At 40.6% G+C, this 25249-nt stretch carries 27 protein-coding genes and 1 pseudogene; 1 reads left to right on the forward strand and 27 read right to left on the reverse strand.

All coding sequences use genetic code 11. The features are described 5' to 3' along the window. Window positions 1-84: 84 nt before the first annotated feature. Together OVA10_RS24740 and OVA10_RS24745 are read right to left on the reverse strand one after the other, a co-directional pair. The gene (locus OVA10_RS24740) at window positions 85-1167 is read right to left on the reverse strand and encodes a competence protein CoiA family protein (protein WP_268197144.1); all 1083 of its coding nucleotides are present in this window, start codon (window positions 1165-1167) and stop codon (window positions 85-87) included. A 360-nt stretch (window positions 1168-1527) separates the two neighbouring features. Then, the gene (locus OVA10_RS24745; protein WP_001285422.1) at window positions 1528-1740 is read right to left on the reverse strand and encodes an Hha/YmoA family nucleoid-associated regulatory protein; all 213 of its coding nucleotides are present in this window, start codon (window positions 1738-1740) and stop codon (window positions 1528-1530) included. A 169-nt stretch (window positions 1741-1909) separates the two neighbouring features. On the opposite strand from OVA10_RS24745, the gene OVA10_RS24750 reads away from it, so the two are divergent. Next, window positions 1910-3085: a tyrosine-type recombinase/integrase gene (locus OVA10_RS24750; RefSeq protein ID WP_268197145.1), complete on the forward strand. Its 1176-nt coding sequence runs from the start codon at window positions 1910-1912 to the stop codon at window positions 3083-3085. Window positions 3086-3106: 21 nt separating this feature from the next. Here the strand turns inward: OVA10_RS24750 and OVA10_RS24755 are convergent, their stop codons facing one another. From OVA10_RS24755 to trhI, 25 genes and pseudogenes are all read right to left on the reverse strand, one after another. Then, entirely contained in the window at window positions 3107-3451 is a 345-nt protein-coding gene (locus tag OVA10_RS24755) for a hypothetical protein (RefSeq protein WP_112823611.1), read from the reverse strand. Continuing rightward, on the reverse strand, window positions 3387-4292 hold the full coding sequence (locus OVA10_RS24760; protein ID WP_001198595.1) for a hypothetical protein: 906 nt from the start codon (window positions 4290-4292) through the stop codon (window positions 3387-3389). Before OVA10_RS24760 ends, OVA10_RS24755 begins: the two co-directional genes overlap by 65 nt. A gap of 9 nt (window positions 4293-4301) precedes the next feature. Further along, window positions 4302-5264, reverse strand: coding sequence for a DNA replication terminus site-binding protein (locus OVA10_RS24765; RefSeq protein WP_268197146.1), 963 nt, complete (start codon window positions 5262-5264; stop codon window positions 4302-4304). A 90-nt stretch (window positions 5265-5354) separates the two neighbouring features. Next, window positions 5355-5801 (reverse strand): hypothetical protein, encoded by a 447-nt coding sequence (locus OVA10_RS24770; protein WP_268197147.1) that lies wholly within the window; start codon window positions 5799-5801, stop codon window positions 5355-5357. A 16-nt stretch (window positions 5802-5817) separates the two neighbouring features. Beyond that, window positions 5818-6354 carry a hypothetical protein gene (locus OVA10_RS24775; RefSeq protein WP_268197148.1) on the reverse strand — a complete coding sequence of 179 codons (537 nt, stop codon included), beginning with the start codon at window positions 6352-6354 and terminating at the stop codon, window positions 5818-5820. Between the two features lie 73 nt (window positions 6355-6427). Then, window positions 6428-6685 carry a hypothetical protein gene (locus tag OVA10_RS24780; RefSeq protein ID WP_001371933.1) on the reverse strand — a complete coding sequence of 86 codons (258 nt, stop codon included), beginning with the start codon at window positions 6683-6685 and terminating at the stop codon, window positions 6428-6430. A gap of 7 nt (window positions 6686-6692) precedes the next feature. Next, window positions 6693-7283, reverse strand: a complete 591-nt coding sequence (locus tag OVA10_RS24785; RefSeq protein WP_000578892.1) for a hypothetical protein — start codon at window positions 7281-7283, stop codon at window positions 6693-6695. Between the two features lie 36 nt (window positions 7284-7319). Further along, window positions 7320-7595: a hypothetical protein gene (locus OVA10_RS24790; protein ID WP_001004201.1), complete on the reverse strand. Its 276-nt coding sequence runs from the start codon at window positions 7593-7595 to the stop codon at window positions 7320-7322. A gap of 265 nt (window positions 7596-7860) precedes the next feature. Next, window positions 7861-8817 carry a hypothetical protein gene (locus tag OVA10_RS24795; protein ID WP_268197149.1) on the reverse strand — a complete coding sequence of 319 codons (957 nt, stop codon included), beginning with the start codon at window positions 8815-8817 and terminating at the stop codon, window positions 7861-7863. Window positions 8818-8987: 170 nt separating this feature from the next. Next, window positions 8988-9926 (reverse strand): hypothetical protein, encoded by a 939-nt coding sequence (locus OVA10_RS24800; RefSeq protein WP_268197150.1) that lies wholly within the window; start codon window positions 9924-9926, stop codon window positions 8988-8990. A 66-nt stretch (window positions 9927-9992) separates the two neighbouring features. After that, on the reverse strand, window positions 9993-10913 hold the full coding sequence (locus tag OVA10_RS24805) for a hypothetical protein (RefSeq protein WP_268197152.1): 921 nt from the start codon (window positions 10911-10913) through the stop codon (window positions 9993-9995). Between the two features lie 68 nt (window positions 10914-10981). Beyond that, window positions 10982-11917, reverse strand: coding sequence for a hypothetical protein (locus OVA10_RS24810; protein ID WP_268197153.1), 936 nt, complete (start codon window positions 11915-11917; stop codon window positions 10982-10984). 69 nt (window positions 11918-11986) lie between these two features. Next, complete coding sequence (locus OVA10_RS24815; protein ID WP_268197154.1) at window positions 11987-12865, reverse strand: hypothetical protein; 879 nt, start codon at window positions 12863-12865, stop codon at window positions 11987-11989. A gap of 78 nt (window positions 12866-12943) precedes the next feature. Further along, window positions 12944-13465: a hypothetical protein gene (locus OVA10_RS24820; RefSeq protein WP_251254269.1), complete on the reverse strand. Its 522-nt coding sequence runs from the start codon at window positions 13463-13465 to the stop codon at window positions 12944-12946. 284 nt (window positions 13466-13749) lie between these two features. Beyond that, window positions 13750-15104 (reverse strand): IS3 family transposase gene (locus tag OVA10_RS24825; RefSeq protein ID WP_268196822.1). Its coding sequence is split into 2 segments (ribosomal slippage): window positions 13750-14636 and window positions 14636-15104, totalling 1356 coding nucleotides; the frame shifts between segments, so codons are not numbered across the junction. Window positions 15105-15176: 72 nt separating this feature from the next. Continuing rightward, the gene (locus OVA10_RS24830) at window positions 15177-16409 is read right to left on the reverse strand and encodes a DUF7146 domain-containing protein (protein WP_268197155.1); all 1233 of its coding nucleotides are present in this window, start codon (window positions 16407-16409) and stop codon (window positions 15177-15179) included. Window positions 16410-16522: 113 nt separating this feature from the next. Next, window positions 16523-16744, reverse strand: a complete 222-nt coding sequence (locus tag OVA10_RS24835) for a hypothetical protein (protein WP_000192120.1) — start codon at window positions 16742-16744, stop codon at window positions 16523-16525. A gap of 72 nt (window positions 16745-16816) precedes the next feature. Next, window positions 16817-18817 (reverse strand): VWA domain-containing protein, encoded by a 2001-nt coding sequence (locus tag OVA10_RS24840; RefSeq protein WP_268197156.1) that lies wholly within the window; start codon window positions 18815-18817, stop codon window positions 16817-16819. 77 nt (window positions 18818-18894) lie between these two features. Continuing rightward, window positions 18895-20022, reverse strand: a complete 1128-nt coding sequence (locus tag OVA10_RS24845; RefSeq protein WP_268197157.1) for a DUF3150 domain-containing protein — start codon at window positions 20020-20022, stop codon at window positions 18895-18897. Between the two features lie 63 nt (window positions 20023-20085). Next, on the reverse strand, window positions 20086-20259 hold the full coding sequence (locus tag OVA10_RS24850) for a hypothetical protein (RefSeq protein ID WP_268197158.1): 174 nt from the start codon (window positions 20257-20259) through the stop codon (window positions 20086-20088). Between the two features lie 131 nt (window positions 20260-20390). Further along, window positions 20391-21449, reverse strand: coding sequence for an ATP-binding protein (locus OVA10_RS24855; protein ID WP_268197159.1), 1059 nt, complete (start codon window positions 21447-21449; stop codon window positions 20391-20393). A gap of 58 nt (window positions 21450-21507) precedes the next feature. After that, complete coding sequence (locus tag OVA10_RS24860) at window positions 21508-22485, reverse strand: hypothetical protein (protein ID WP_268197160.1); 978 nt, start codon at window positions 22483-22485, stop codon at window positions 21508-21510. A 60-nt stretch (window positions 22486-22545) separates the two neighbouring features. Further along, entirely contained in the window at window positions 22546-22923 is a 378-nt protein-coding gene (locus OVA10_RS24865) for a hypothetical protein (protein WP_000120822.1), read from the reverse strand. Window positions 22924-22980: 57 nt separating this feature from the next. Next, window positions 22981-23853, reverse strand: coding sequence for a hypothetical protein (locus OVA10_RS24870; protein WP_112823591.1), 873 nt, complete (start codon window positions 23851-23853; stop codon window positions 22981-22983). Window positions 23854-24247: 394 nt separating this feature from the next. Next, window positions 24248-25249 (reverse strand): annotated as a pseudogene (gene trhI / locus OVA10_RS24875) (IncHI-type conjugal transfer helicase TrhI); the annotation flags it as partial.

Raw genomic sequence — 25249 nt, forward strand, 5'->3', positions numbered from 1 at the left:
AAGCTGCCAGAAAAACTGACTGTCTGTGCCGGATATGCGGTTCACCGCCTGCGGCAAGGGTTTAATGCGCAAAGCCCAATTTATTTATAAGAGTGAATAGTTTTGTGGCTCTACCCTGCCGCTCTCCTTTCCTGTGTCATGGTTTTTAACATCTGAAATACTGACATTGTTAAGCCGGTGATTGTATAAGGCGATGCGGACAATCTCATGAAGATATTCAAGTTCGTTTTGTGTCAAGGACTGGCCTTCCTGGGTTTTAGAAATCATTTCCTGCCAGCAGATCACTCTTTCGTAACTGACATGTTCGCTGTTTTCCAGGCAGTGCAACCTGAAATAGCGAAGAAACAAAGGAAATTCATCGGTCTGAGCGATGTCATAAGCCCGAACCGTTAACCGACACAGACATACAATCGTATCCTGCTGTAACCTGACTAGCGCGTTATGACTGCCCGGAAGGATATCAGGCAATTTCATCTTACAGTCAGCAAGGCGCTGAAGAAGAGGCCCTTCCTCTGAAGGCTCCCGTCCCCGATACTCCTGAAGAGGTTCAGATTCAAGTTCATGCATTAATGGATGATATAGCCATTCCCGGGAACTGGTCTCATCAATGATCAGGCTTTCAATGCACTCACTGTATGTTGTTTTACGTCGCCCGAGCTGCACCTGACTGATTTCATATTCAATATCAGGAAGATCGATACGCAATGCGGCAACTCTTTCGGAAGGATGAAGATGGTCAAAGGTTAACTTCTCTGAAATGCTGCGATCCCTGTCCAGAAAGACGGCCACACATAAATCATTAACCTTTACGAACAGATCAGCTGTGCCTCCGAACATACTGCCGCTTCCACTAACCTCATTCAGTGAAACCGGCCCACCATCGTCGCCAGCGAGAAGATTTGGGAAACCAAGAACCTGGTGCTCGTTGATGACTTCAATTATTTTTCCCCGGATGGCTTCCATCAGACCATCACAGTCACCGGCAACAGCTGTACTGTGTGAGAAATGCCAAAGCTTGACCTCCCCCTGCTTTGCTAACAGATCAGTTTTGCAAGCGGGGCAGATGCAGTTACAGTCAATACCTCTGCTGACCTCTGTAATATCTAAAAAGAGTCCTGATTCTCGCTGGAGTCCAAATGGAATACCAAATGTATAACTCTTACGCATGGCTGCACCCCGTTTTTGATAATGATTCAAACTATATCCGAAATAACGGAGGAGGATTTCTGTAAAACGTATTAAAAGAAATGATTTTTTAGTCTTCCAGATTAATGTTTGACAAAAATCAAATGAGAGCCTTACAAATATGGAGAGAGAAGTTTAGGTAAAGTAACTTTTATCACTTCTAATAAAATGAAGGAGAATATCGGATGTATTTAGCAGTGGGCTTGGCTTATGATTAAAGTTTTTCTCCGAACTTAATAAACAAGTTAAAAAGACAGGCTATTACAATGCCTTTAGCCCCGAAAGGGGCATAAACTATTTTCAAATCCAGGCACAGTCTTTTTGTTGTGCCAATATTAATAATTACTCGCGAACAAAGGTCCACACACTCGCAGGAACTTTGTCATATAACTTTTTCATTGTCAGTTCGGCTTTACGATGATCATAAGCACCAGAAATTTCAAGAGAGGCGACACCCGAGTTTTTTTCACATAACCTTTCAAATACTTTTTCGAGCGTTTCGAACGAACTACACTTACGGAATTTCATTAAATAAGACTGCTTTGTGTCAGACATAATCAACCTTCTTTAGACAGGCCTCAACTGGCCAAGGATAATCTTAATATCATTTTTCACTTAAGCCTAACGATTTCACAACCTTTTTCGTTGTTTCCACCCTGTTCAAAACCAGGTACATGAGTGCTAAAATGACTGTAAATAAAACCAGTGTATCCCGGTGAGCAGGATGAAGAATCAATCAGTGATCAGACAGTTTTCGGAAAGCGAATTGCATCAGCAGCTGGAAACGTTCGGCAACCATGATAAACAGCTTTCACGCTTGATCCGTTACTTTTCCCATCTGAGATACAACACAGCTAAAACATATCTGCACTGGCTACGAGTATGGAACGAATGGTATCTGGCGAATGCCCGGTTGCATACAGACTGGCCAGTAAGTTCGCTCCCCGTGTCTGAGGAAGCTCTGCTGGCGTTTATGGGGCATCTTGAAGGCAAATTGTCACGAAGCAGCATAAACAGCTGTCTTCAGGCCTTAAACAGTATCCATAAAAAAGGGCTTAACCTGCCCGGGATTATTACGTCTGAAGCATGGTACATGCTGGAAGCCTTAAAACAATCGGAAGCCCGGAAGCGAAAGACGACTAAACAGGCAACTCCCTTTCTTATTGGCGATCTCAAGGCTCTGATAAAGTTACGCAGTACTACAAACTCAGTTCGTAAACTTCGTGACCTGTGCCTGATCTGGACAGGCTTTGAAACACTGCTCCGTTCATCCGAAATTCGCCGTATACGTCTGAAAGATCTGTCTCTGGATAGTATGACCGGTGAATTTAACCTGACGGTATACCGTACAAAAACGAACATCAGTACACTTCTTACCTACCGGCTGACACGTCAGTTAACTAACTGCCTCTTGAGATTGATGAACCTTGTGAAAATGGATCAGCACAGTCATCCGGATGAATACCTTTTCCAGGCCGTAAATTTCCATGATACAGGCTATATGCCACCCGGCTGGAAGCTTCGGAGTAAAGGGAATGAGCTATCTGAGCTTCTTAAACGGCATAACCTGCCCTACCGTGCTAAACAAAGTCTTCTGAACGATGAAGATGAGGAAGACACTGTGGACGATGCCGGTATGCTCAGCAAAAATTCCCTTTTACGGGCATTTAAAGAAATGTGGAATGAGCTTTATCCAAATGAGACTAAAACCCGTTACTGGACAGGGCACAGCGTTCGTGTAGGCGGTGCGATACAGCTGGATATTGAAGGTTACTCGCTACCACAGATTATGGAAATGGGGAACTGGTCGAATGAAGAAATGGTTATGCGCTACATTCGCAATATTGAAGCTGGTAAAAAAGCCATGATCAAGCTTATGCGAAATGCCTTTGATGAATAGCGCCCTCACGGGCGCATAACTTTATTTTTTCTTGAACGGGTTAAGTCTGGTGAGATTAGAGAGTGCCCCTCCCGGAGGCAAAATTCCCGTCCTTTTATATTTGTACACGCCATTTAACTTCATTGTCTGGATTCCAAGATTAATAAGCGTGACAAGTTTAAGGGTATACAGGAGTGTAAATTGTGGAGCAACCTGAATAAAAACTAATAACAAGCCCGCACACACTACACGTAGCCATGCCGCGTACTCCATGCTCAGCGGACGCTTGAAATAGAATCTTTCGAGCAAATCAACTGTCTTATTACTGATCCACGCCGCCGCCACTGAGAGTAACAACACGATGCACACCATAATGCCCAGTTCCATTTTCACTCCCTTCTCTTTTAGTCTGTTTTAGTTGAGGCTTAGCCACAGTAGTTTTGTTTTTTGCTTTTTTCTTGGGTTTGGTATGATGAAACAGAAAACAATCCACCATTACCCAACCATTTTTATATCGAGCCACCAGCATCTTCTGGCTGGGGTAATGAGCATGAAACAGCATTTTCACGTCCATGGTGCCCATCAACGACTGTTTGCGCTTTAGCTCATCCTCAGCCATCTGAAATTCTTGTAAGAATTCTGAAGACAGACGCTGACGCAGGATTCTTATGGCACTGGAGTTTTCATCATTCTTTGCCAGGTGCCCGAAGCGTACTAGTGCCTTGTGGGTTATCTGGATGGGTCCCAGATGAGAGCTGAGCTGTTCGTACTGCCAGAAGTAGGTCAAATCCACCTTAACCCAGCTGATGCTGTCCAGCAGAGCCTCGTTCATGATGGTTCCGGACATTGGTACCATTGTCAGCCTGGCCAGACGCATATGTATGTAGTCCGTAAGCAACCTCAGCGACTCAGGAACGTTTTTATTGAGTAGGAGATGCTGAAGCACCGGGGTTGCGGTCTGCCAACACAGATTGCGCCCGTCAGGCAGGAAAGCAAACTTTTGATCGTCAGGCGCAGAGTTCGAAGCGTTTTCCTTACGAAGCAAAAAATAATGGCCGCACAGCAGCTCTGCTCTTACCTGGTCCTCGTCAGGGTCATGTCGGGCTTTACTTAGATCAACGGTAAGCACAACGCGGTTAATCGCATCAGCGTGATATTTTTTTACCCAGACGCAGACACGATAGAGACGCTCATCGATTTTCTGGCTGGCTGTGGAAATCCATTGCATTGTTGTTCCTTAATTTTCGGGGCTGACAATGAAAATGCCCAGCTCAGCCCCCGGCACGAGTTCTGTATATTTCAGGCTCAGCTTCCGTTGGTTGGACGGACCCTGGCTGTTTTCAGGAGCCCAGTTAGAGAGCGTTTTTAATTGAGGTATGTTGCCTGCTGCGAAAATGGGCAAGGATGCTTTTACTACTGAATAATCAGTCTCAGCATATTTATTCCCGTTTCGTTCCTGACCTTCAGGCCTAAATGCAAAAATGTGAGCAATCGGAACAGGAAAAGAGTTAGTTCGACAAAGGCGATAAGATTCGCCCTGCTTCAGTGGGTGAAATTCAAGACGGTGTAAAGCCTTATCGATATTAGACACGACATTCAAATTGGTAGTTGCTACATTTTTTACTTCTGAGGCTCTCCTGCGCTCCAACAAACTCACAAGTTGCTCTGCTGTTTTAACTTCCTGGTTTCGGTTTAGCCGCCATGAAAAAGTAACTTTTTTAAGCTGGGACTTGATGAAAAGGATATTTCTTGTTGAGTGCATAGCGACAAGGCCCGGGAGCTTCTTGTGCACTTTATCAAAACGGACATTCTTTTTATTATCGATACGCCTCATTGCCGCAGCAAAATCATTTTTTGCTTCGTTTATAGAAGTGATCAAGCTTTCGAGAAGATCTGCTCTTTCTGGGACAATGATTAGACCCGGGTATTTTGTGGTTACTTTGGTGGAATCATGACTTAATGACTCTATGTCATCCACACAGATGTCAGTAAGTGCCTGAATAATTTCCTCAACCGAAGCATCGTCTTTAATACTAACCCTGATGGGTTTAACCTGCTTCAGGCGCTCTTCTGTTCGAGATACGGTGGAGACAGTCATCAGGTTTGCCATCATCGGGGGGGTGTTCGAAAGAAAACACTTAAGCGAGTCGATTCGTTCCAGAATCTGGTCACGAAAATAGGGCAAATCGTCATAACTCATACGTTTCTCCAGGCTCATGTTATTTCCAATCAATTTTGCTGCCCAGGCTGACCTTGCAGAACATAAATGTCATGTAAACCTCTAAAGAAGTCATTTTGAAACAGCTTTCACAGCATGCGATTTATGTTCGATAGGGCTCATGAACAAAGGATGATAATGGAGACGCCATGGATAGTGGATAGTCTTACCCACCTGGGTGATCCGATTAAGGCGAAAACGACCATTTATACAGTCAACTGACCAAAGCCCGGGAGAAACTAACCTCTTCCAGCGGTAAAAAGAGAAACCCGCAACACAGAGGTCATGCTCCAGGAAATGATGAGTTTCGACGACGCGAACTTTTATCAAAAACCCCAGCATTGGCGAAAACCAGATCAACAACCATGTTGGCGGCAGGATGACTTTGTTCAGGAGATGATCTGTCATAAGCAAGGCAGATAACATCAGAAAACTGATAGTCAACCACAGGGCCATCCAACCTGCCCATACGCGGCTCTGACAGGGTTTCCATTCGAGAAGAAAAAGTTTTTTATGCATTCTGCCCCGCCTAATTTTAATGTATTGCCGAAGTATGCTGCATCATGATGGTGGTGCGGGGAAAGATTTCAAACTTCCACAATTCTGAAGCCGTGTTCCAACCATGAAAGATCCCGTCTCCACAGCGAGTGTTAAAAGCAAGAATTTCATCCCTGACCTGGTAAGCGAGCACTTCTGGCATATCAATAACTTCAGGTAAGGAAAGAAGAATCCCATGGATAACTTCTCCGGTTAACTTACTCATAACCTCTTCCTCAGACAGGGCAGCGTCCGGGAACAAACACGACGGAAGTGAAAAACAACATAGGTCAAGACCAAGAGCAGCCCTTCCTGCGTCGTAGCCTTCTTCATTAACGACAAAACGAAAGAATTTTTCTGTCTCACCCCGTAATGATGACGGTCCTTCAGACGGAACTTCAATACCACTGAAGACTTTATCGGTCCAGTTGGTAAAAGGACTGGTGAAAACCCAACAAATTAAGGATAACGCCAGCTCTTCCTTAAACATACGTTCAGTGCCGGTTGTTCTGGAAAGTTGCTTTTGAGTACTCATGTTTTACCTGTTGCATGAAATTATTGATGTTATATAAACACAACCGGCATTATATCTAATAGGTTTGAAAACACTAAAAATCGCAAATGCTGGTACCTTTCTGTTTTAAGAGATTTTCAAGGTAAAGTGAGGCGAGATCAATTGGCTGGTTCTCTTCAAGACAGGCTCGCACAAGATCTTCAATAGAGACCGAATCAACCCCCCTTCCCTGTAAAATTTCTTTAGCAGATGCCAGCGTTTTATGAACGCTTCGACTTAGTTGTAATCTGACTTGTGTGCGGGTATCAAAAAGACAATCTTCTGTGACACTTTGTGAAACGGTTCTACTCATTGAAAAATCACTCCATTTCTGGGATCGAATGAAAATTAACAGCTATAGATGTATCAGGTTTCCCATTTTCTACGATGCTCAACCACGTACGCGCTGAGATTTGTTGTTCACAGACGAGTATGTAACCTGTTCCCTGTTGATGATGTAGCTCAAGAGCTTTTAGGATAGGCCCTGAATGAGGTCCGAGAGCATCACGCGTGTGAATAAGCGTTTGCTCTGGCAATACGTTGCTAAGCATAGACAGCAGAACATTACGCTCATCCTCATTATCCGACAAAACAAGAATTATACGAAAACCCGTTTTTATACGAAATCTGATTTCTGAAACTAACTTTCTTAATCTTAATTTATATATGACCAGGCGGAATCGAGTCATCAGTAAAGAAACCACTGTGAAGATAACGATTACTGCGCCATATTTTGACCTGTAGAACCACCAGTTAAGGCCTCCAGCAACTATCAGGATTAACATTAAAATTAAACTCCCATAGAAAAAAAGTGCTGGGTAGCGAGTTGTCTTTCCTTCAATTAGTGCTGAGGCAAATATCAAAATGGATATTCCGTAAATTACCCAGTCAAAAATACTTTCTCCAATCATTCTTTAGTGAACATCCTTAAAAGTGGAAATGTGGGTTTATGCATTTTCCTGATGGCCTTGACAACCAAGGATTTCACAGAAATTGTCACAGTGTGAAGCTGTAACAAAGCGCTCTCCACGTTCGAATCGCTCAACCAAATCCTTTCTTACTTCACTTCCAGGTTTCTGGAAGATGTACTCAAGCTGGAGATCCTCGGCCGTTGAAAGTAGTCGTTCTATGCTGAAATCAACATGGTAAAAGCAAAACTGATTATCAACCGGGGGAAAGTTGCTTTTGGTACTGTTCTCGTTTTTGGATTTTAGTTCATTCATGAGCTCTCCTTGGTTGAGAACAGTATACAAATCTCTTTAGGGATTTTTTTTCGTTAATAGCACTTTTTTGAGTTTAAAGAGTATGTTCATACCAGGGCATTAGAGGCTACGAAAAGGATAATGGAATTAGAAAGATAGATTTTAAGTGGTGATGTAAGGCGGGATAGGTAGAAGAGGAGTAGACGCTTGTAAGCGAGGCAAAAAAAAAAGGCACGGAAACCGTGCCATAAGAGTATGTGAGAAAAAATCAAAATCAGGGAAAGAATCAAGCAGCTTGTGAAACTGAATCTCCAACTGCAAGATTTAAATTTCTTAGGTTATCGAAAACTTCAGATACTAAGTCATTACGGTCGTGGATTTTAATCCGCCCACCGGTTAACTCTGAAACATAAACGGTATGGCAGAGGTCAGTAACCACTTCGCCGTATTCATCAACGACTTCCAAAGATGCAATCATCGGAATATAAGAAGTCGCAGCATAGCTCTCATAAATACTTATTATGGAGTCATTGTTGCGTCGAGAAATTACCCTACCAGAAGGTAAAGCCTCCTCTTCCATATAGCAGTCAGATAGGTCCTCACAGAAGTCATTTTCTTTAAGTGAAATATTAAGGGTCAATTCACTGTTGATAGAGCGTGAATAAGAATATTCACTCAGTTTATAGCAAGCCAAACTAATATCACTAAAAGTTTCATAAGCTTTATAGAGGCTCGATGTTATAGACTCAGATACAAATGTTATTAGTCCAATAAAATGAGTATCCCAGAACTGTTGCAAAGCAAAACGGGCAATCATAACCTGACCATCAACCTGCATCAGTCTGTTATATTCATCCCGGTCATAACCTTTCGACTGAGAAACATCATTAGACATGCTAAGAACTTCACTACAAACATCATCATATTCAAAACGACTAGTTGCAAAGTGTTTTCCTGAAATTTCAAGGTACTGACCAGAGACTGCGTCAAACACCTCAAGAAAGTAACAGAGTCTCGATTTTAAAGATTCTCTGTTTAAAGCTTCTATTTCACTCTCAGAGATACTATCGACATATAAATCAACAGCATTCTTGAGTTCAATAGCTTTGATATTACAGGTAAACGAAAGCTCGTCACTTTGACAATGGCAAACACTTAATACTATATCCGCCTCATCAAAATCTATGCCAAGATAACTCAGAACTGCTCGGACATAGTTTTTATCATCAGATGAATGTGTCATATACACTACCTCGAATTTGAGAGGAAGTGCCCCAGAAGGGAAGCGACTTCCCCACTGGGTTAGATAAAATTTGGTTACGCTAGAAGAAGATGCCAGCGACAGATTTTACATTGTCATAGACAAGTGTCTTCAGCCAACCAAAGTTACTTTTTTGGACTGAAGCAAAAGTGTCATTGAGACGCGTTACGAAAATCGTCAAAAGCTTCAGTTATTAGTAATGTGCGATCAGTTACTATGTATCGGTCATTACTTTCGAGAGATACGTAAGTTGAATGCGAAGAATTACAGACAACACGCCCTCTTTTATTGATCAAACTTACTTCCATCATCACCGGCACATTGATAATTGAAGCAACATCGGTATAGAGGGATATGAGGGCATCATTGTCACAATATAACGCCCCGTTCCCATCAAATGTATCGTTAAACTTAAGATATGTATCTGGCATATTTGCCGGATATTCATCCGTATTGAAATCAATGCATAACTTTAAGTCATCATTAATACGGCGATTAATCTTATGCTGCCCAACACGTTCAAAGGCATGTTCAACAGCTTTGATGATCCTTAATGATTCTTGGAGACAAACTGTTATTCTTTTCTCGACAAAAGAGATAAAGTCACCAAAGTCGGAATGAAAAAATTGTCTAAGTACAAATCTCGCAACTAACACTTTTCCATCAACTTTCATTTTATCGAGATAAAGATTCCTTATAGAATCAGAAGATGAATTAGCTTTAGACAACTCTTCACAGTCATTAAGAATCATGGAAACGATATCAATGACTTTAACTGGGCTTAAACAATTACTAAAACCACGCATATCAAACGTACAAAACCCGAAATTCTTATAGACTTCTAAAAAGTAAAGAATTTTTTGTTTTAAAAGTATTGATTCAGAATAAGATGCGTTGTGATTTATTAGCTCAGCTATATAGAGATCCAACAGACACTTCAAATTATCGATTTCTACATCATAGTCGAAAGTAACTTTGTCAAATGAAGTACCAGATAACTGAATAGATATTACGTCAGTTGGAATATCAAGACCTATATTATGAAAGAGAAAGGCACTAGCAAAATTCTCATGGTCCGAAATTTTATACATATACACTACCTCATGACTAAAAAGGAAGTGCTTCCCACCGGGAAGCAAGTTCCCGGATGGGTTAGATTAATTATAAAAGAGTTCTTCAGAAGGTACATGCATTTCTGGTTTGAACTGTTTTAAGGAGTTGTTTATAGCTTTTCGATATAGCCCTGAAGAGTGTGGCTTAAACATTTGATATTCCGTAACGAGCAGAGGAGACGTAAAGCATCCTAAGTTCACTATTGAAATATTTGATGTTTCTTCACAAAAATCTAATTCAGCGTATATCCGCCTCTTCATTACCCTGCCTGCTAAATAGCGACGAACATGATTTATAAACTTGTCCGCATCTGATAAAGAATTAACTACATAATCAGATGTGACTATCTGATTAGATACAGTTTCAGGTATAGCTTCGGCTATTATTTTTACGTTCATTTCATAATCAACACTATGGAAGCAAGCAAGAATTTGTGGCTTCGCGCTTTCTAAAATCTTTTCAAAAACAGAAAAAATCAGAGAGAACTCGTTTAAAATTCGCTTTTGTATAAGTCCATGTAGATGTTTTATGAAAGGAGAACCGTGTTCAACAAGGCCTAGTATAAGATCCTTAGAGGCCAAATCTGAGCGGTAATAAACGTATTCTAGATTATCCCGGTTAAATCCTTTGATAAGCAAATCAGGCTGCTCTGAGACCAATCGTAAATGAGTTGAAGCTATAGAAACTTCAAAACGAAAGTTCGCGAGATTTACAGGGCCTGCTTTTAATGTAGCCGCTTCGGCAAAATAAATGAAAAGAGGATGCAAATCATCGTTACCACAGTAAAGATGCTCTGTACCCTTAAGATATTTCACCAAATGAGGTAGAAAAGATATTACTGGAATATCGGCCACAAATCGAATATGCCGAAATGGTTTTGAATCCAAATATATATTTTCCACTACAGCGCCAACAAAACCCATTTTAACAAGAATAGATTCAACTAACTTTTGTATAGCATTCATTTCAATACCCTCTTAATAGAGGGATTTCTCCCATAGGGAGAAATCCCTATGGGAGAAAATAATTTTAATTAATAATTGTAGCGAAGCGCATGTTCTTTTTCACTAAGTTGGTTTTCATATTCCGACTTACCAGAACTTAAACACTCTTTGAAAAAGACCTTTGAAAAATTCTTCAAGTCACTTCGGTTATTAATTTCTATGTCAGACATCAACTTAGCTGAGTGTGAGGTATCCACAGGCCCCAACCACCATTCATATTTAATATAAACACAATTGGTTTTTGTATGTCCATTTAGAAATCGTTTTGCATTTCTAAGTATTTTTCTACAACCGTTAAGGTCTGAAAGTAAGATATCTGGAGCAATAAGCTCTTCCAGAATATGACCAGGTAAGCCTTTCCTAAAAAGCTCAACATCGTAACTACAATACCAGTCACGATAATTAAAAGCTTTAATAAGTCTTTCAGGTGTATCCAAAGATATCTTATTCAGGATTTTTAATGCAAAGCATACAGCATCTTTTAACAACTCGTGCACCTCAACATTGATAAATGAGAAAAACGAGCTTAATTCTTTCTCTAAGGAATTATACAACTTACCGTAAATATCCTGAGAAAAAAGATACTGCAATCTTTCTTTATTATAAGTGCAATTCGAAATTGAATAGACTTCTCCTCTTTCGATTTTGCACCCTTCCCTTAAAACTATAGGAAACCTCAAATGGTTAACGATGAAAGAATGATTCTTTCTTTGCTTCAAAGCATCTAATTGAAATTTCGTAATTTCCTCCAGATTTGCATCTTCAAAACCTGGAAAGGGAATATCACAGAAACAGGAACTATATGCTTTTGCTGATTCATACATAAACTCCAGTGAAACATCAGCATCAAAAGACATACCAGAGAACATGCCCTGCCCATTGTCTAAAAATGTAATGTTTTTAACCTGTATTTTTTTATGTTGAACAACCAAAAAGGCATTAATGATTTTTTCGATAATTTTCATGTGATCCTCTCTCAATAAAAAAGGGATCACTCCCATATGAGGTGTGATCCCCACATGGGTATAATTTAATTAAAAATCTGTAAGACCTAAATCTTTATTTTTACCACAAACTGTAGAAGATATAAGACGTTTTACTCGCTTTCGAGCACTTCGGCCTGACGTATCTTTCAAGTACATCGGTAATGACAACGATGAGATTTGATTACTTCGCTTATGATGGCAGACTATATAGCCCTGCCTCCACCCCGAACGCACAAACTCACGGATGCGGTTAATATATGCCGAAGCTTGAGATTTTGTACTTATCGATTCAGAACACTTTAAGTTCTGTTCGATAGAGTAAAGCTCAGCCGCCATGAATTTCACCTCATACAGGTCATCGCCATAAGTTATAGTTTTCAACAGCTCTTCCTTTTCCCGAATGAAAAATACTTGCTGCATTCCAAGGATCAGGTCATAGGCCTCTCGAAAGAGGTCGATAAGCTTATTACGAACATAAATCATAAACTCCTCAAAGTGCTGAAGCCAGAAATAAGCCGCATTACTTATTTGTGAATTGTGAGAACAAACAAGCCCTTTAGCAAGCTCGACCTCTTCCTCCCGAAAAGTAAAGTTACTTTTCTTAAACCGACTTTGTTCAAAAATGCTTTGATGCATTTCTATCCATACAGAAACAAAACCGAGGGATTCAAATTCTTCGTTTAACAAATGTAAACTTTCGAAGATTTTCTGAATTTCGATCCCGATGTCATATGACAGTGGACATTCTTTTATAGAATAAACATAACCGGGTAGGAAGTGAGATAAATGCTCAGTTCGCAAATATAAACTGAATTTAAGTTCTGTCAGTGGTTGTTTCAAAGATAATTTAGATGATTCGCTTATATTTACTGGTTCAACACCATTTCTAATCAAAATAGCTTTTACCAGGTCCGTAGCTAACTTCATACAGCCTCCAGTCGTTATTGAGGCCTCCCTGATGCAGGTTGGCCATCAGGGAAAATATGTAAATCAATTAGCAACCAATCAGACCGTTGCCATTACATTGTCAATGTATCTGACAAGGGATGGGCGGTCGTCCTGTAAGGCAAAACGGCGAAGGTCATCAAGATTATACGCAGGAAGATAATCAGCGTAACCTCGAATACGAAGGTCCTCAACCACAAGTTTTATATACTCAAATCGTCCAAGATTTCCTTTTAATGGGGGTTTTCCTGGACTAGACAGCATATCGTCTGCTTGCTCCCATGTGATTTCTTTAGCTTCACCACTATGTAGATCAAGATGGACATATATGAATGACTTATAATCTCCACGGCAGCGAAGATAATATTTCGGATAGAAATATTTGTCACAACGCAACAAACACGTTCCTGAAGGACGAACTACGTACAACAGGTTTCTGTCATTTTCTAATATGCTATGTTTCAAAATCGTTATATCTATCTCATTATCATGCAGCAAATAGCATGACGATGGTTCATTGACGATGCGCGATTTTATAACAGCAGCAAATTTATTAAAAACTTCGTTAGTTTGAAAATTCATTAAAATGCTCTCCGATGTAAAACGACGAGCATCACCATAACGGTAATACTCCCGTTATGGGTTTTAATAGTTTATGGAATAACCATGTCATACAACCGACCATAGCCAGTAGTACCGCACATTTATTTAACTGAGCAAGCATCTCAGCCGTGAAAAAACCTTAAAGGCAGGTAATTATCACGAAGGAAAGCGGTTATCTTATCAATACAATTTTAAAAAATAATATTGATAAGATAACCCCCCCCGCAAAATGAACTGACCCCCGAAAGTTGGACAGTGATTTACTAGGCAGCTAACTGAACCTGGGTCCGGTATTCTACCGGGCTCAGGCCTTTTAACCTTGAGCTGATTCGCTCATTGTTGTAGTAATCGATGTACTCTTCGATGGCCCTTCGTAGCTCTTTGGTACTTTTAAATTTATTCAGGTAATAACATTCTGATTTGAGCATTCCAAAGAAGCCTTCCATCACGGCATTGTCCAGGCAGTTTCCTTTGCGCGACATGCTTTGAACCACTCCGTTTGATTTCAAGATATGCTGGTAATGCTTCATCTGGTACTGCCAGCCCTGATCTGAATGCAGGATTGGCTTATCGCTTTGCCCAAGCCTCAGCATGGCCTGCTCAAGCATCGTATTAATCATCTGTATTCTGGGCCTCTCGGACAGGCTGTAGGCGATTATCTCTCTGTTATAAAGGTCCAGCACTGGGGAAAGGTAAAGTTTCTTCCCTTCTACGGCGAACTCCGTTACGTCGGTAACCCACTTTTCGTTCGCCTTCTCGGCATTAAAGTTCCGCTGTAGGAGATTTGGTGCAACTTTCCCCACCTCACCTTTCCATGAACGGTATTTTTTCACCCGGATGAGTGCCTTCAGGCCCAGTTCCTCCATTAGTCTCTGCACGACTTTATGGTTAATACTGAGGCCCTGTCTTCTCAGCCAGACGGTGATCCGGCGATATCCATAGCACCCTTTATGATACTGGTAAATCTCGCTAATTTGAGTTTTTAAGTCAGCATCAGAATCAGGCTGCGTAAGCCGCCTGAGATTATGGTACCAGGTGCTACGTGGCAGTTTTGCTGCACGCAATAAATCACGCAAACTGTGCTCATGCCTTAGTTCATTGATTATTTGTGTTTTTTCTCTAGTTTTTCGTTTTGAACTAAGGCTTTCAGCTTTTTTAGATAGGCATTCTCCGCTCGCAGATAGCGGAGCTCGGCAGCAAGCTCCTCCTGTGTCATTTTCTCTGGAGGGAATGTTGTTATTTTTTGTTCTGGCTGGCTTTTTTTGTTCACGTGGCTGGGTATTCCTCTGCGGGAGTTGAGTGATTCAGCTCCATGGTCTTTATACAGACTAACCCATTTTCTAATCACTGAGGCATCAGAAACATTAAACCGTGCAGCCGCTTCCCGGGGGGACAGATCTTCTTTGATAGTGGTGAGTACGATTTGAAGTTTTTCTTCGTAGGATGTATGGGTTCGCTTTCGCCTAAGTCCGTCAAGACCATGCTTAAGATAAACCCTGATCCATTTTTTTACTGATGTGATTTCGACATTAAAGTAGGCTGCGGTTTCCCGCTGCCCGGCATGACCTTCCGTGTAGTGCATTACTACGGCTAGTTTTAGTTCTAATGAATGCTTCATGAATCTGCACCTTACTCAGTTGAGTGTCCAACTTTTGGGGTGCAGTTCAAAAATGCGGGGGAGTTATCGTTGTTACAGCTGATTAAGACATTCAGGAGCCCAGTGAATCGGGAATCCATCCTGCCCTGTTAACTGGAGAACATCGTTCCAGTCGATACCCTTTTTCCCATCAGGAATATCTTGTGCTGGTTCGAAGACTTCAATTGTCAGCTTTGATGCGGGATATCGTTTAGCCAAAAACTCAACCATGCGGCTTTGAAGTCGCTGAGCAGCTTCAATACCGGCACGAGTGCCTTGTGAGTTAGCAATATCCTTATCCGCCCAGATATAAAAGTTTATAGATTTTACATCCGGCGGAGGCAGTAAAAAATCAGGAACAGTAACGTTTTCAAGGCACCATGCGGAGCTGGCTGCCCAGCATGGTATTGAAGTCGCTTCTACAACAGAAAGCGCGTTCTCGATCCCTTCAGCCACTCCCAGTGTCCAGGTCGAACTACCTGAATCATAGTGAGGGTCAAACAACTGAATTGAGCCACCTGTCATATCGGCAGGAGGCTTCATCATCAGCTTTGGATTTTCTACAGGTGCCTTATCACCGTTTTTGTCTACGTATGTTCTATGGATAGTCAGAGGCCGACCTCGGGTGTCACGATAGATCGCAATCATTCCCGGATAGATAATCGATTTCTGCTTATCTTTATCCCAATAGTAGATCCGGTTATTAAAGCCTAAATCCTTTGGTAAGTGACTCAGTAAGCGGGAGATCCCACGATTACGGAGGTACAAAGCAACAGGAGTATTAGGCTTGATTTCACCAGTATAGTGATACATCACATCAAGTTTTCGCATTCGCTTTGCCACTTCCTCTCGGTCAAGAGTTTCTGTGGCACGAACTGCTGATTTATAGCGTCGTTCATTTTCAATGTCGGCGTCAGTTAACGGAGCATGCAGATCCATCCCGAAAAAATCTGAGAGAATCTTTTTGCAAGTCTGCGTTTTACTTAATTCATAATATTTCGCCAGAACATCAATTCCGTCGCAAAACTCATTTACCGGAAAGTCATTATGGATCGCACATCCGGTATAAAGGTCTTTTTGTCGGAAACGAAACTTCGATTTCCCTGCGCCAGTAAACGGGCAAGGAACCTGGCTCGGGGCTTTTGCACAAGCGTCTTTGAAAGCAGGTATTCTTTCGAATATATACTTCCAGCCAGACACTTCAGCAATTCGAGCATGAACGAGTTTAATAAAGTGTTCAGATACTTCCTGTGGTTTACGACGAAGAGCCGGGGATGCATAAGTCATGATGATCTCTCTTATCTGGCATTGTGAGTTTCTCAATGCCTTCTGCGGTGCAGAAGACAGGGAGAAACCCACAACGCAGAATTTAAGAAAGAGGGCCCGGGGGCCCTCAACATTTATGCTTCAGTCGTGAAGCCATTATTCTCAAGACGCTGTATGTAGTTATCTACAAGTAACGCAGCCTGCTGGCTATTACCCTCCGCTATAGTGACTTCGCGGAAGATTCTTTCCTGAGGGCTATCATTGCTTATAACTTCACCAACACGTCCGAAAATACGGACTTTATGCATCGCACCGACTTTTTCATGTTCTACACGGTAAGTTTTTATCTGAGTCATATTTTGCTCCTTATTCCTTCATGGAGCAAAAAGACCCACCGGGGCCTTTTTGCCCCGATTGGGTAGAGTTTATTAAGAAAGTATTTGATGAACTAGCTTACTGACTTCAATAGACAATAAAGAAGTATCATCAACTGTTACGAAAGTGTCCGTTTCAAAACCAATTATTTCATCAGTCTTAATACCAACACCAACGATTTCTATTCCATTACATTTAGCCTTTTCCATAACTTCGCCGATAGTAAATTCCGATTTATTCGGATAACCATCAGTTATAAGAAAAATTATTTTCCTATCGAATTGGCTGTCAAGTAACAGATCAACAGCTGCCATTAAAGCCGATCCCGTAGGAGTATAATAACCCTTACATCCAAGAGTGAATTTCGATAGAGATTCCTCAACGCTTTGATCAAACGTTTTGATAATCTCAAATTCACGTTCCTTGAAGGGAAAGACTATATTGGAGACATGCATTTTTGACAAACTTTCAGCGGCCATCGATAAAGCAAGATCTGACTTAATGGCATGAATATATCTTTCATCATTAGCCATTGACGCTGAAATATCACGAACTAATACGAGGCCAACATGCCCTCTATTTTTAGATTCGCTTTGAGCTCTGAAGACATCTCGAACTCCCATTTGTGACAGAATTAATCGATTACCATCGAAGGTAATTCCACGCTCATGAGTTTTGTTTCGGCCACGCATTTTAACCTGCTGTAAAACAGATAAGTCGCTACCGATTGAATGACTCAGAGACAAAGCCTCATTGTAAACATTCAAATCGATAAGGAGATCAGGGATATCCCATTCAGAAGCACCGAATTCGGCTTTCACGTCATCGGATACTTTTGATGCAATACCTTCAATCTCTTTAGCCAAAGCATCGTGATAATCTTCGCTATCCTCATCACTGCCAAGAAAGGCATCCAACAAATCTGCCAGTATCTCCCATTGAGCCGATGAAAAGTTACTTTCATCTTCAACGTTAGTCGAACTGGCTTCATCTGATTCACTCTCGGAAGGGTTAATCGCATCAGTATCGTCTTCAATAATGTTATCACCTGTGGGATTGCCACCGGTGGGTTCATTATTTCCCTCGTTATCTTCAGCAAGTTCTGAAGGCTCAGAACATCCCTCTTGAGCAAGATCAGCGTTATCGGAAGTATCTGCCTGACCTTCAATATCGTCCTCAGAATCATCCTCACGACTATCAGTCGACGTAAGCGATTTATCTTCTGATTCGGTATCGGTCTCGGATTCATCATATGCCTCCTGCTCCTCCTGCTCTGTCTGCTGCTGTTGTTCCCTTGCCTCATCCCGCAGTCTCTCTAAAAGAGCCAGGGTCTTACGAGCAAGGGATTCACAGCCCTGAGTATTTTCACAACCAAGAGCATCATGAAAAATTTCCTCAACATCAGAAATTACTGGAGAAAGTATCTTTTGGGCATAGTCAAAAAACGGATCGAGTGTTTCTTTGTGACCTGCCTGCTGAAGGACTTTTACTCGCAATGAGTTAAGCAGATACCATTCAATAAATAGGACAGGATTTTCCGGACGAGAAGATAAATCAGGAGTCATCCTTCCGGCTTTAACCATCAGTGCGTAAGTGGCAGCAAGCCGCCGCTTTGCATCCGGATAATCGTTACCAACCTTCTCTTCCATCTGTACATCATCGAACAGATTTATAAGCCCGGTAAGACGTTTTGCCCTGCTATAAGCTTTAAGCTTCTCAGCGAGGCTCTCAAACTCTGCATTCATTCCGTCATCGAAGCGTATAAACCCATCAGATGACTTGAGAACACTGTTAAAGGCGTCACTGTAAACCTCACTGACGGTATAGCGACCATGACCAGCTTCATGACAGGTAAAACCTTCAATCAGACTGACAAAGTCATCATCGCTATAATCGCCGTTTGGTAAAACACAAACTTTATTTTCAGGATCAAAATACGGTCCTTTTGTATTGTCGTCTATTACAACTCTTACATCGCCTAAGCCGCTAATGACTTTTGCTATATTCTGTAAACGCTTAATATGGCGCGGTGATGATTTAAGATCTAATTTCATAGAATACCTCTTTATAAAAAAGGGGTACTCACCCAGATGGTGAAGTACCCATCTGGGGTTATTAATTAAGCAAACAGTTACCAGCCTTTGAGCTCGATATCAAAACCATTTTCAACATTGTCTTCCTGTTGCGAAACTGATTTCTCAGGTTCCGCTACAGGATCAGTGTTGTAAAACATGCTGTTATTCATATCGTTCTCTACGACAGGTTCAACCTGGAACACATTTGTTGAATCTAAAATAGCTTCAATTCCTGTGTTCTGAAGTGCGTTCGGTTCTGTTTGTGAGCATTGATTAAATGATCTGGTAATTGATTCCAGCCAGTCAGTAACCTTTTGCTCTCCTGATATAATACGCTTTAACATCGAAGCATCACTCATGAAATAAAACCACTGCTGTAACACCGCAACGTCGCGAGGTTCAGAAATGGCACCTTTAGGTAAATTATTCATTATGTGTTTGATAGCTTCTGCAAGTACTGCCGCCTCTTTATGTATAAACATGAAGCTAATGATCTTATTCTGCATTTGCTTCAGGCGGTCAATCGTACTTGAGCGCAAGTTGTTATTTTTACTGATTTTTTCATATACCTTCATTGCTTCATCTGCCAGATCTGTTATCAATTGTTCCTGATAGTAGTCCTGGGTTTCATCACCTTCGACGCTGATAGGCGAAAAAGGAATAAAGTGAGCAATGTTAAATCTAAAGGATTTTATGAAATCATCTTTAGTTAATTTCAGTTGATCTATCAAAGAAGACATTCTTGGGCTTCTATTTTTTTCAGCCTCAATATGCATCTCATAATTGTCTACAACGTTCTGAATACCTGCCTGAAACTCTCGTTCAATCTCTTGGGCCCCTTCCAGAAACTCTTCCATACTGGATACAGGTAAAATCCACATATTGCTATAGCGGATGCACAAGCGTGAGCAAAGGGTTGATATTCTGCTGGTAATCGTACTTTTGAAGCTAAGGGCTTTTATGTCAATCCAACGTACTTCACTTTTTGATACGCTTTTCTGATCCGTAATATCATCTCCATCATAAGACAAATCGATTTTATCGGTTCGACGCGATCCTTGACAGCCACTTATTTCAATTTTTGTTATAACTGCACCTTCCAGTAAATCTGGATATGATTTTGCAAAATTCTCAGAGATTTGTTTTGCAGATACTTTGTTAAGCATTGAAGTATTTAAAGTCATGGGTTTCTCCAAAAAAAAGGGGAAACCCTCCCCAACGGGAAAGATTTCCCGATAGGGTTGATTTTAAAGCGTCTCTGGTGCAATTAAAAGAATACCGGGAAACTCAGCAGCAACATCATCATTGCCCATTGCTCCCTGATACATATAACCTTTTAATTCCATTTCTTTAATCAGACCTTCCATATTTATTTTACCATCATGATAAAACAATATGGAATAGTCGTTATTCAGTTGCATAAGTCCAGTAAAATTAGTTCCGTTTTTTGCTATAGCAATGGTAGCAGCACCATCAGTACTTAAAAACGCACTAAATTCAAGATGGGATAACTCTGAGATACAAATATCAGAGGTTTCATAACAAATCCCATCTAACTCGACTTTTTTGCTGTGAAATACTCCAGTGATTTTTCTTTGTCATCGCCAAGAGTAAGATCTATAGCTTCAAGAACAATATCGATCACATGTGAAGGTAAAGCAGAAGCAAAAGCTATTTTGAACGTGTCAAGAAGACTAAAGGTTTTTAACGTCATCGACGTGCCAACCCAAGCTACTAATTGACGAATATCCATCACACTGTCTTCTGTACCTGAGTCATTTACTGCAATTGCAACACTAACGAACTTCTCGATGACTTTAAAAGGCAAAGAGCTATATCGTCTAGTAAGCACATTAGTTAAAGCAACTTCATCGGGCTTCTCCATTTCAACGATCAAAAACCGCTTTATAAATGCCGCATCTTGACGTTGAGAAGAAACGAACCGGCGAGCGCCTCCACTCATGTTTGTGTTTGCAGTTCCCATAAACCGGGTGTAGCTGTTGGCATTAATAACCTCACCACCATTAGCACTGAGAGACCAGGGCTTACGTTCAATGGGCATGTGCAGTTTGGCTGCGGTATCTGGATCGATTTTATCCACTTCATCCAGAAGAATGAGGTGACCATTTCGAAATCCAGTTACCAAATCACTGTGTACAAAACCTGTATTCCCTCCATTAAGACTGCGCTCACCTTCAAGCTCATCAACTCGAATATTGCTGTTGATCTGCTTAATTGTCAGCGGCCAATTCATCATATGGCTAATGTACATTACCATTTCAGTCTTGCCAGAACCGGACTCCCCCTTTAGGCACACACTTAAATCAATATCCGGACTGATAAGCAGTTTAACCACTTGTTCAAGTATTCGGGGATTTGGTATGTAGTCCTTGTTCAGCGGAGCTCGAAATGAGGTTTTAGTTTTGAAAACAGGCACAGCCATATTTGGATCCATTTCTGGTATATGAAACAAGTCCATTGCTAGAACTAAAAGATACTCCCCTTTGTCCTTATAACGTCCAGACTTAATGACATCCGGAGAAAGAAGATCTTCCAATTTTTCATATACTTCTGAAAATGATTCATTTAACTTAATAGCAGCATTAGACATTTTTAAACTCCGGTAAAATGCAAACACCACCCTCTGGCAGATGTTTGCCAGTGGCATTTTATTTGAGATTCATTTTGCAAATGGTTGCCATCAGTTTCCTGATTTGAGACACATTATAACCAAGATGATTTCCCACTATTTCAAACGCTTCAGACATGATCCATTCAAAATGACTTTCGAATATTGGATTGATTTCTAACTTGCCAAAAGCGTTTCGTTTAGTTAACAGATCACATGAAACAAGCTCGTCAAACAACTCTAATGTGGATTTAAATGCCTTAGTGTAAACATCCAAAATTTCCCTGCCAGTCCATTTAACAGCCAGTTTTTTTTCTGACATTAAATAATCCTGATCAAAGAAGATGTCCCAACCCATATCGTCATTGCAATCATGCAAAATGATTTCATCATCATTTCGGCATTCAGCTAATTTCGTGTTTTCACTAATTGAACGATGCGAATGATAATAAAGCCATGATTTTAATTCCGCTCTAAATTCACTTGCATCAAGTCCATGAGATAAACAAGTATATTCAAATGATTTTGACATATACCATCGTGTTTCAGCTTCTAAAAGCGGATTCACTGTGATATTACCATTATCATCTTTTAAGAATAACTTTCTCCTAAATACTAGTTCTTTAATGACTTCCAAAGACTCTTCCATAGCGGCTAGAAAAACAACATACACATCCTCAGGGGTCCATTCTATTACCAGACCACCTAAATCTGAGTTATATTCTTCGACCGTATAAAGATAATCAGTTTCTGCTGCAAAATTAATTGTATGCAAAATTTGATTTTTAAGTAATTTGGATTTTTCATAAAGGTGATTTTCACGCCTTTCAGAATCATGACTTATCTCAGAAATGTTACTTTCATCTGATTTAAAGTGTAATCCGGACGTGATTGCATTATTTAAATGCTCTTTGGGTGAATCAACTATTTGCGATATTTCATCTTCATCTATATCGAATATAGAAAAAAAACTAAGTTGATTACTACTTATTGCAGTAGCCCTAAATTTTTGTTTCATGGGGACTCCAAAAGGAGAAATCCCATGAAGGGATTTCTCCCCTTTAGGGTGGGTTTAATGTCAGATCTGATTAAAGCTACTTTGTCCAAAACCTTTTAGAGGTTTAGGTATGTGAGCCAACTTACTTGTTGCTACCACTCTCATGTAGTCAAGAGGGTGTTCTCTCCCTTCAATCATAATAGTATCGACAACAATATAACCGGAGACCATCAACTCATCACCCTGATTGATACCAGTGAAACAGGTTGAATACATTTCAGGCGACACCTTGATTTGAACTGAAAATTCTCTCTCAGTGATTTCACCATCAACTTCTGTCTTCATCCTATTTTTGAGCTTTATTAACAAACCTATACTCTGGTCAGTCATTTTTTTCTCCACAGCACTGATAACTATCCCGGACACTTTTACTTCATTGATATATTCAAGATATGACATTTTCCGCTCCTCGATTTGTTCAAAGAGAAGCCCCGTTAGGGTTCCCCCTTAACAGGATTAAATTAATTTATTAGTTACATACATGAACGTGCAGACTACCAAACAGGCAATTCCGGCAATATGTAACCAATTTCTTGTTGGTTTAGTTGTTGCATTTACTAAAGAGTTCTCCAACTTCTCTGTTACAAGACGTCGATTCTCTGCTTTAGCCGCATCATCTAAATATTGAGTTTCACGCTTAGCGAGAGTCTCAATTTTCGATTTTATTGCATGGTCCCATCCTTTAGTTTCAAAAACGCTTAACTCACTAAAGGTGTGCGTCATGAGATCTTCTGGGAAACCCAGTTTTTTCATTAACGGACGAATGGTATCATACATTTTTTCTACATTTTCGTAGTGGGCCTTTACTGCGACATCAAAACGCTTACGTAAAGATAATTTTTCACGTTTGTAAATGATGTCCGAAACCCAATTTATTAACTGCTCATTTTTGAGTTCACTGGCTTTTTCTAGTGAGTAATCCAGATTATCCACGTCAAGAAATGAATTTAATCCGTATTTTTCAAACTCCTCAACAAGATATTTATCCAGTTCAGTTAAGCTTTTAAAAAGTGGTACATCTGGGGAAGCTTTAAGAAGCTTATAAGCTCCTTCGAAATCAATTTTCTTGACCACGAGCTCCACAACATCCACATGATAATAGCTTGAGTAAGCAGAAAGCTTTTCGGCCAACAAAGACACAGGCTTAAGAGACTTAAGTTCAATGATATTTGGGCCGTCCTCATTCAAAATAACAATCAGTTCATTATCACGTTCTGTATATTTCATCAGAACTTCTAAGAGCTGTTTGTTTAGCGCCTTATCCATCTCTGGAATAATTTCACTAAAGGTTTGATGAAGGGCTTTACTGCGAGCTTTATTTTTAGACATTTGAGGTCACCTATATATAGTAGGAAGGAAGAAACAATTTTTTGTTTCAACACGAAGGCAAAGCCTGTCATTCATCTCCCGTAAGCTATGAACCGCCTGATTTATACTTTCTGGCATTAGAAGTACGCAACAAAAATAGCTCCAGGAGGAGCTAAGTTAGTTACGGTTTGGTAAATTCTGATTGCCTTTTTCAGGCATGGGAAGTGCACCAGCGACAAAGGTGACATTTTGCCGGTGGTGTCTTACAGCTTGTTTAAGCTGGCCGCTTTTCACGGCTAGATCAACGCTTAACGCGAAAGTAACTTTAAGCAAAGTTACTCAAATTTGGGAGCTGATATTTAAGCTCAATGTTTTTATACTACAGCTTTAAGCATAAGTAAATGCCCATATCGAATTATTCTGTATAAACTGGAGAAATTCGAATATTAGCTGCTTCCTTTATCTTTTCTTCACTGCATTCTTTTAAAAAGAACGAAGGGTCACCATACCACATTACAAAAAGTTGCTTTTCTGCGCGCGTAAATCCAACATAAAGCAAACGTCTTTCTTCTTCTATTGCCTCCTCCCCTACTGATCTTTTACTTGGTATCTGATCCGCATTACAACTCATTATTATTACTTTATTCCACTCAAGACCCTTTGAACCATGCAAAGTTGATAGGACTACTTTCTCTGGGCTGTATTCCTCGTCCTTCTTCCTAGGGCCTAATGACATTGCAGCAGCACGATTGATCATATTCAGCCAACCATTTTTTTCTGCCCACTGTTTACAAGTGTCTAAAGCAATTTTTGTTAAGGTTGCTGTACCTTTATTAGACCTCATCTTGATTGATGACGATTCCATCCATTTCGTAAGGTTGGCGAAACGTTTTGCTATCTCAACTTTATCAATACTTTCCTGGGTAAAGCGCTCGAAGTTTGAATGTAATGTTTTTGTTTCGAGAGAACTGTCTTCCGGGATGGCAAAGTCGCCAAAAGTAACTTTTCTTCCTCTCATACTCAGTGCCACTTCATCCAAAACTGATTCCTGTTCTCCAAACAATGCCAATACTCTCTTCATTAAGCGAGGATCATTTGATTGTCGGAAAAAAGCCATAAGGCTTAACACATCGCTTGTTTCTTTTTCATCCCAGAATGATTTACCTCCGTAACGAATTACTGGCTGTTCGATCAAACTTTCAAGCTCATCCAAGTGAGCATTATTGCGGCTTAGAATTGCCCATCCATGTGGATCCTGATTTATAAGGCTTAAGATACCCTGTATCTGTTCCTCCATATCTACATATGAACGAAAAGTGACCTTTCCTCCTCCCGTTTTTGCCGAGCGTAACTCTTTGGCATAACGGTAAACATTCTTTCCTATCAGTGCTCCGGCCACCTCTAAAATTTCAGGTTC

The organism is Lelliottia sp. SL45, assembly GCF_026672535.1.
Lineage (GTDB): Bacteria > Pseudomonadota > Gammaproteobacteria > Enterobacterales > Enterobacteriaceae > Enterobacter > Enterobacter nimipressuralis.

Coding starts and splice junctions, on each gene's coding strand:
- OVA10_RS24745 (WP_001285422.1), bottom strand. CDS start 1,740: ATGTCTGACACAAAGCAGTCTTATTTAATGAAATTCCGTAAGTGTAGT.
- OVA10_RS24860 (WP_268197160.1), bottom strand. CDS start 22,485: ATGAAACAAAAATTTAGGGCTACTGCAATAAGTAGTAATCAACTTAGT.
- OVA10_RS24845 (WP_268197157.1), bottom strand. CDS start 20,022: ATGACTTTAAATACTTCAATGCTTAACAAAGTATCTGCAAAACAAATC.
- OVA10_RS24810 (WP_268197153.1), bottom strand. CDS start 11,917: ATGAAAATTATCGAAAAAATCATTAATGCCTTTTTGGTTGTTCAACAT.
- OVA10_RS24835 (WP_000192120.1), bottom strand. CDS start 16,744: ATGACTCAGATAAAAACTTACCGTGTAGAACATGAAAAAGTCGGTGCG.
- OVA10_RS24805 (WP_268197152.1), bottom strand. CDS start 10,913: ATGAATGCTATACAAAAGTTAGTTGAATCTATTCTTGTTAAAATGGGT.
- OVA10_RS24820 (WP_251254269.1), bottom strand. CDS start 13,465: ATGAATTTTCAAACTAACGAAGTTTTTAATAAATTTGCTGCTGTTATA.
- OVA10_RS24770 (WP_268197147.1), bottom strand. CDS start 5,801: ATGCATAAAAAACTTTTTCTTCTCGAATGGAAACCCTGTCAGAGCCGC.
- OVA10_RS24855 (WP_268197159.1), bottom strand. CDS start 21,449: ATGTCTAATGCTGCTATTAAGTTAAATGAATCATTTTCAGAAGTATAT.
- OVA10_RS24815 (WP_268197154.1), bottom strand. CDS start 12,865: ATGAAGTTAGCTACGGACCTGGTAAAAGCTATTTTGATTAGAAATGGT.
- OVA10_RS24800 (WP_268197150.1), bottom strand. CDS start 9,926: ATGTATAAAATTTCGGACCATGAGAATTTTGCTAGTGCCTTTCTCTTT.
- OVA10_RS24780 (WP_001371933.1), bottom strand. CDS start 6,685: ATGAGTAGAACCGTTTCACAAAGTGTCACAGAAGATTGTCTTTTTGAT.
- OVA10_RS24865 (WP_000120822.1), bottom strand. CDS start 22,923: ATGTCATATCTTGAATATATCAATGAAGTAAAAGTGTCCGGGATAGTT.
- OVA10_RS24850 (WP_268197158.1), bottom strand. CDS start 20,259: ATGCAACTGAATAACGACTATTCCATATTGTTTTATCATGATGGTAAA.
- OVA10_RS24765 (WP_268197146.1), bottom strand. CDS start 5,264: ATGAGTTATGACGATTTGCCCTATTTTCGTGACCAGATTCTGGAACGA.
- OVA10_RS24775 (WP_268197148.1), bottom strand. CDS start 6,354: ATGAGTACTCAAAAGCAACTTTCCAGAACAACCGGCACTGAACGTATG.
- OVA10_RS24870 (WP_112823591.1), bottom strand. CDS start 23,853: ATGTCTAAAAATAAAGCTCGCAGTAAAGCCCTTCATCAAACCTTTAGT.
- OVA10_RS24785 (WP_000578892.1), bottom strand. CDS start 7,283: ATGATTGGAGAAAGTATTTTTGACTGGGTAATTTACGGAATATCCATT.
- OVA10_RS24760 (WP_001198595.1), bottom strand. CDS start 4,292: ATGCAATGGATTTCCACAGCCAGCCAGAAAATCGATGAGCGTCTCTAT.
- OVA10_RS24790 (WP_001004201.1), bottom strand. CDS start 7,595: ATGAATGAACTAAAATCCAAAAACGAGAACAGTACCAAAAGCAACTTT.
- OVA10_RS24740 (WP_268197144.1), bottom strand. CDS start 1,167: ATGCGTAAGAGTTATACATTTGGTATTCCATTTGGACTCCAGCGAGAA.
- OVA10_RS24840 (WP_268197156.1), bottom strand. CDS start 18,817: ATGAAATTAGATCTTAAATCATCACCGCGCCATATTAAGCGTTTACAG.
- OVA10_RS24795 (WP_268197149.1), bottom strand. CDS start 8,817: ATGACACATTCATCTGATGATAAAAACTATGTCCGAGCAGTTCTGAGT.
- OVA10_RS24830 (WP_268197155.1), bottom strand. CDS start 16,409: ATGACTTATGCATCCCCGGCTCTTCGTCGTAAACCACAGGAAGTATCT.
- OVA10_RS24755 (WP_112823611.1), bottom strand. CDS start 3,451: ATGGAACTGGGCATTATGGTGTGCATCGTGTTGTTACTCTCAGTGGCG.
- OVA10_RS24750 (WP_268197145.1), top strand. CDS start 1,910: ATGAAGAATCAATCAGTGATCAGACAGTTTTCGGAAAGCGAATTGCAT.